Source organism: Oscillospiraceae bacterium, from assembly GCA_035380125.1.
Lineage (GTDB): Bacteria > Bacillota > Clostridia > Oscillospirales > JAKOTC01 > DAOPZJ01.
On the sequence record DAOSWV010000003.1, the window covers coordinates 121,658 to 128,066 of the forward strand.

5 protein-coding genes are annotated in these 6,409 nt (G+C 52.3%); all 5 read left to right on the plus strand.

What is annotated here, in order from left to right; genetic code table 11:
* The first annotated feature begins 4 nt into the window (after positions 1 to 4).
* The 5 genes from PK629_01865 to PK629_01885 all read left to right on the plus strand — a co-directional run bounded on the left by PK629_01865 (position 5) and on the right by PK629_01885 (position 6,049).
* Positions 5 to 2,053 (plus strand): DNA topoisomerase 3, encoded by a 2,049-nt coding sequence (locus tag PK629_01865; GenBank protein HOP10217.1) that lies wholly within the window; start codon positions 5 to 7, stop codon positions 2,051 to 2,053.
* A gap of 382 nt (positions 2,054 to 2,435) precedes the next feature.
* Entirely contained in the window at positions 2,436 to 2,627 is a 192-nt protein-coding gene (locus tag PK629_01870; protein HOP10218.1) for a hypothetical protein, read from the plus strand.
* 15 nt (positions 2,628 to 2,642) lie between these two features.
* Positions 2,643 to 4,961 carry a YodL domain-containing protein gene (locus PK629_01875; protein HOP10219.1) on the plus strand — a complete coding sequence of 773 codons (2,319 nt, stop codon included), beginning with the start codon at positions 2,643 to 2,645 and terminating at the stop codon, positions 4,959 to 4,961.
* Positions 4,962 to 4,964: 3 nt separating this feature from the next.
* Positions 4,965 to 5,831: a hypothetical protein gene (locus tag PK629_01880; GenBank protein HOP10220.1), complete on the plus strand. Its 867-nt coding sequence runs from the start codon at positions 4,965 to 4,967 to the stop codon at positions 5,829 to 5,831.
* 2 nt (positions 5,832 to 5,833) lie between these two features.
* The gene (locus PK629_01885; GenBank protein ID HOP10221.1) at positions 5,834 to 6,049 is read left to right on the plus strand and encodes a transposon-transfer assisting family protein; all 216 of its coding nucleotides are present in this window, start codon (positions 5,834 to 5,836) and stop codon (positions 6,047 to 6,049) included.
* Positions 6,050 to 6,409: the final 360 nt, after the last annotated feature.

The window sequence follows — 6,409 nt, forward strand, 5'->3', positions numbered from 1 at the left end:
GAATATGAAGCTTGTTATTGCTGAAAAGCCCAGTGTTTCCAAATCCATTGCCGCTGTACTCGGTGTGAAAAAGCGTGAGGACGGCTATCTGGAGGGCAATGGCTATATCGTGTCATGGTGTTTCGGCCATCTGGCGGAGCTTGCCGACGCGGAGACCTACGATGAGAAATACGCCAAATGGCGCTATGACGATCTGCCTGTTATGCCGAACCCGTGGCAGTACACCGTCAGCCGGGACAAGAAAAAGCAGCTTGATCTGCTGTGCTCCCTGATGAAGCGAAACGATGTGACCGAGGTTATCAACGCCTGCGACGCGGGGCGCGAGGGAGAGCTTATCTTCCGCACCGTCTACAATCTCTCCGGCTGCAGGAAGCCCATGAAGCGGCTCTGGATTTCCTCTATGGAGGATGCCGCTATTCTCGACGGCTTTGCCAATCTCAAGGATGGCAAGGATTACGACCTTCTCTATGAATCCGCGCTCTGCCGCAGCAAAGCGGACTGGCTGGTGGGCATCAATGCCACACGGCTTTTCTCTGTGCTGTATCATAGGACGCTGAATGTGGGGCGTGTGGTTTCCCCCACGCTGGCGCTCATCGTCCAGCGCGAGGCGGAGATTGACGCTTTCAAGCCGGAATCGTTCTACACTGTAGAGATGGACAGTGGGGATTTCAAAGCCGTATCGGAGAAATACAAGAGCAAGTCCGAAGCCGAAGCCGTTATCTCTGCCTGTAAAGGGCAGACGGCTACGGTAAAGACGATGGAGCGCGTTGAAAAAGCGGAAAAGGCCCCGGCGCTCTATGATCTGACCACCCTCCAGCGAGACGCCAACCGCATTCTCGGTTATACCGCCCAACAGACCTTGGATTACCTCCAGAGCCTCTATGAAAAGAAAATGACTACCTACCCCCGCACCGACAGCCGCTATCTGACCGATGATATGGAAGATTCCGTCAAGGCAATCGTGCTGCGTGCTGCCGGTATGCTGGATGTAGATGCTCCCACCGTTGCAAGCCCCGGTCAGGTCTGTGACAGCAAGAAGGTCTCTGACCACCACGCTGTCATTCCTACCATACTTGCCAGTGAAGCTGACCTTTCCGGTCTTCCTGCCGGCGAGCGTGAGGTGCTGATGCTGGTCTGCCGTCAGGTTCTGATGGCCGTCAGCGAATCCTATCGGTATGAGCAGACAACCGCCGTTATGGAATGCGGCGGTTATTCTTTTACCGCCAAAGGTAAAACGGTCACAAATATGGGCTGGAAAGCTTATCTCACTCAGGAGCAGAAGGACAAATCCCTGCCGGAGCTCGCGGAGGGTAATGCGTATACGCCCAATGATATTTCCGTAAAGGAGGGCAAGACCACGCCGCCCAAGCATTTTACGGAAGACACACTTCTTTCCAGCATGGAGACCGCCAGTAAAGAAGATATGCCCGACGATGCCGAGCGCAAAGGGCTGGGCACTCCCGCTACCCGCGCCGCAATTCTGGAAAAGCTGGTCTCTGCCGGCTTTGTGGAGCGCCGCAAGAGCAAGAAAGCGGTCAATCTCATTCCCGTGCAGGCGGGTATTTCCCTTATTACCGTCCTGCCGGAGCAGCTTCAATCTCCGCTTCTCACCGCCGAATGGGAGCAGCGTTTGAAACAGGTGGAGCACGGTGAGCTGTCCGCCGACACGTTCCTGTCGGAGATTTCGGATATGGTCTCCGAGCTTGTGAACGGCTATGAGGTCATCCGTGGTGCAGAAACACTCTTTCCCTCCGGTCGGCCCGTTGTCGGCAAGTGCCCGCGCTGCGGCTGTAATGTGACCGAGAGCAAGAAGGGCTATTTCTGCGAGAGCACAGCTTGTCGCTTCTGTCTCTGGCGTGACAACAAGTTCCTGACCGCAAAGAAAATCAACCTGACGAAAAAGATGGCGACCTCGCTCCTAAAGGATGGACGCACCTATGCCAGCGGTATCTATTCGGAGAAGACCGGCAAGAATTACGACGCTTTCATCGTGCTTGAGGATGACGGCACGCGCTCAACCTACAAGCTGGATTTTACCAAAGAAGACAGATAAATCACCTGCGGCTCCTACATGGGTATTCCTGTGTGGGAGCCGCATTCTCTGGAAAGGGGTAAAGACATTTGACAATGGTTCTATATTATGCGGTACTGTTCGCCGCCAAGGTGCTGGACAACACTCTGAGCACAGCCAAAACAATTCTCATACAGCGCAATCGCTGTATTCTCGCCGGTATCAGTCTGGCGGCATCCAACTTCATCTACTACTGGATTACCAAGCTGATTGTTACCTCGGACGGCGTTTTGGCCATTCTTATTGTGTCGCTTGCCAGCGGCGTCGGGTGCTGCCTTGCCGTGGCAGTAAACAATCGCCTGTCCAAAGAAAAGGCCTATGTGAATGTAGTCATGTCGGATAACCGTCGGATAACCGTGAGGCGATGCAGCAGTTCCGAGACTTCCTCGCCGGTAGCCATATCACCAACGTGGCAGCAGACAGCTACACGCGGGATTGGAGCACTAAAACCATCACAGTGACTGCCTACGCCGAAACAAAGGCACAGAGCAGGCTCATCAATGACTATCTCGAAAACAGTCCGCTGAAATACAAGCGGGTAATTCAAAAAACGTAAAGGAGGTCTTGCCTCATGGCAGAAGCCCAGACAAATAAGGAACGTCTCAAGGAAATAACCGACAGCATCGAGACCGGAATCCGCGAGTTGTTCCAGTCGGATAAATATAAGCAGTATTTGACCACTATGAGCCGTTTTCATCGGTACAGCGTCAACAATCAGATGCTCATCTATCTCCAGAAGCCCGACGCTACGCTCTGCGCGTCCTTCACCTCGTGGAAAAACAAGTTTGAGCGCAGTGTGATGAAGGGTGAAAAAGGTATCAAGATTATTGCGCCTACGCCTTATAAGAAAATGATTGAGCAGGAGAAGCTCGACCCTGATACCAAAAAACCCATACTGGATGCGGACGGCAAGGTCATCACCGAGGAAAAGGTCATCCAGATACCCATGTACAAGGTAGTGACGACCTTTGATTATTCTCAGACTGACGGAAAGCCCCTGCCGGAGCTGGCAGAAAACCTGACCGGCAACGTGCAGAACTACGATGTTTTTATGGAGGCCCTGCGGCGTTCTGCGCCGGTTCCCATCGCTTTTGAGGCTATGAGCGCTAATATGGACGGCTATTTCTCCACAACAGACCAGCGCATTGCCATCCGCGAGGGCATGAGTGAGGTGCAGACCGTCTCCGCCGCAATCCACGAGATGGCCCACTCCAAGCTCCACAACAAGGAACTGCCGGAGGTCACGGAGCAGTGGAAGGTTGTCATAGTCAGTGAAGGCGGCACGAAGCAAGACCTGAACAGCGGATTTAATACCGAAGCCGAGGCCATCGCAGAGGCTGAGGCTCACAACTGGAAGTATGTCGATGAGAATCAGTTTGAGTGGCGGTTAGAGATTGATGAAGATACCTCTATTGCTGAGTTCGTCAAAAAGAGCCGCAGCGCCGAAGAATTGGAAGCTGAGTCTGTTTCTTTCTCCGTTTGCGCTTACTATGGCATTCAGACAGGAGAAAACTCCTTCGGCTATCTCGCCAGCTATTCCAGGGATAAGGAGCTGTCCGAGCTTCGTGCCAGTCTGGAAACCATCAACAAAACCTCCAGCGGTCTTATCACGGATATTGACCGGAATTACGCCGCGATTATGAAGGAACGTGGGCTGGATAAGGCAGTGCCAGAACAGATTTCACCTACCGTGGAATATCTTATGCACAGCAATCCAACCGCTACCGGCGATGCTGATCGGTGTTTTGTTCAGGCATACACGAAGCAGGACGGAGAGCTTATTCCGGGAGATATTATCGGTGTCAGCACAGCAGAGCAATGCCGTGAAATTTCTGCGGCACTGAACGAGGGCAGTTTAACCGTTCCTGACGCAAAGGCGGCCTTTGCGCTTGACGTGCCCTCGATAGGCACAGAAACGCCGACTGCACCGGTCTCCGAGATTACGGTTGAGGAAACGCTAGTAACGACTGCACCGGATAACGGTGCTGTTCCTGACCCGGCTATCTCTATTGAGAGCATGAACGCTTACGGCTATACAGATGTGGATATGCTGCCGCTGACAAAAGACCGGGCACTGGAGCTTGCGGAGCGTGATGTAACCGTATATCTGCTTCACCCGGACAATACCGAGGCAATGGCTTTTGACACAGATGAGGTTCAGAGCTTTGACGGCATTTTCGGTATTACCCGTGAAGATTGGGACGCTGTAAAGGACGAACTCGGCGTTAGTGAGCCACAGAGAGATATTGAGGCCGAGTTTCTTTCCAGCCCAAACGATTCCTTTGCCATTTATCAGCTGCGGGATGCTCCCGAGCTTACAGAGCTTCGGTTTATGAACTCAGACTATTTGCAGAGGAAAGGACTTGAAATCCAGCGTGAAAACTATACCTCCGTGTATGCAAGCAATCTTGGTACTGCCGGTGACGAGCAGGACAAGCTGAATCAGATCTACGCCACGTTCAATAATGACCGTCCAGCCGACTTCACAGGACACAGCCTGTCTGTAAGCGACATCGTTGCGCTCAAGCAGGCAGGTGGCGTATCCTGTCATTACGTTGACAGTTGGGGCTTCAAGGAGCTGCCCACGTTTCTGCCACAGCAGAACTACCTCAAAAACGCTGAAATGGCTATGGAGGACGATTACAACCAGATTGATGGAATCGTCAACAACGGGAAAAAGGAGACTGTTGCGGAGCTGGAGGAAAAAGTGAAGGCCGGTCAGCCCATATCCCTGTTGGGTTATGTGGAAGCTGTACGCCGTGAGGCTGAGCCGCAGAAGCAGCCGGAACGCTCGGAAAAGAAGCCCTCCGTCATTGCGATGCTCCATAGCAACGTATCTGAAAAACCACTCAAAACAGCGCCTGCAAAGAGTGCGGAAAGGGAGATTTAAGGCATGGCTGTTGACGCGATGAATGAACGCTTTGAGGAAGTCGAGTTTCAGGGTAAGACCGTCCTGTTCACAGATTGCCGCGTACAGAAGGACACCATTCCCGAAGGGCTGCACCGCTATGAGATACGGCACACCGATGACGATTGGGGCGAGCCCTGTCAGCTTGGGTATGGAATCGTGGTCAATCACTTCGGGACACTCATATCCAATGAAGCTATTCAGCTTGACCCCAGCGGTCATCTGGACTTTGACGCCGACGATATGAACTTTCTGGGCAACGGCTATGTGTCGATTGGCGAGTATCTGGAGGAACACCCGCCCGTAGACAAAACCGTCTTTGAAATCCTACCCATTGACGCAGACAAGACTGATTGGCTCTACTCCGATGATAGCAAGGATGCAGAACGCGGGCTGGTAGGCCATCTTCGGGGCGACTTTGGCGGCGGCAAAGAGTTCTGGACTACTTGGTGGCCGCACAACGATGACAAACTGAACACGCAGTCTTTCAAAACAGAGCTGGACGCTGTTGTAAACTGGCTTCGTCAGGACTTCGGCCCTCTGAACAATCTCCGTAGTATGGAGGGTTTCTGCAAGCTCCGCGAGGACAGAGCCAAGGTACAAGCATCACTCCCAGCCTATGGCTTTCAGATTGAGATGCCGGAGCATCAATACTTCCTGCGCTGCAATCCCTCATGCGGAGACTATAATTTCTATCTCTACTGTGCGGACAAGGAGGCGCAGCGCCTGTTTGAACGGGACAGAGATAAAGTCAGCGAGAAAAAGCTCTCGATAATTCAAAAACTCAGAGACACATCGAAACAAGAAGCTAAAATAACAGCGCCGAAAAAGAGCGCGGAAATGGAGATTTGATGATGAATAACTTCACTCAGGACGAAATAAACCTCATGTGCATCTACAATACCGGCACGAAGGATGGCCTTATGGACGCTCTCACTGCCATGCGGGAGTACCTTGAGCCGGAGGAAGCCGAGCTGCGCGACCTGACGGATTCGGTGCTCGATAAGCTGGAGCGCATCAGCGATGAAGAATACGAGGCGATGGAGCTGTACCCGGATTTTGACGAATAAGCGGTAGAAAAGGACACAATATGGCGGTATAATATAGGGCAGAAGTCTTGGGGCTTCTGCCTTATAAATCGGCATTTGTTCGGATGTTTTGTTTATCTGCCAAGGCTCTCTTTTTCCGGCTGATATTGAGAGGACAGAACCCTACGCTGCTGATAGAATATTGATCAAGGAGCATCCCTGCAATGATGGCGGGTGGATTCATTATCGAGTTATCCGCGAAGAACACCTTGACGACATAAAGACCGCGCTGGCACTGCGTTGCTCTTAATGCTTGTCGGTCAAATTGGAAACAGGCTTGGATATTACCTCAATTCCACAATGGGAGAAATCATGGCAGACCCGAAAGGAAAAGCCATATTG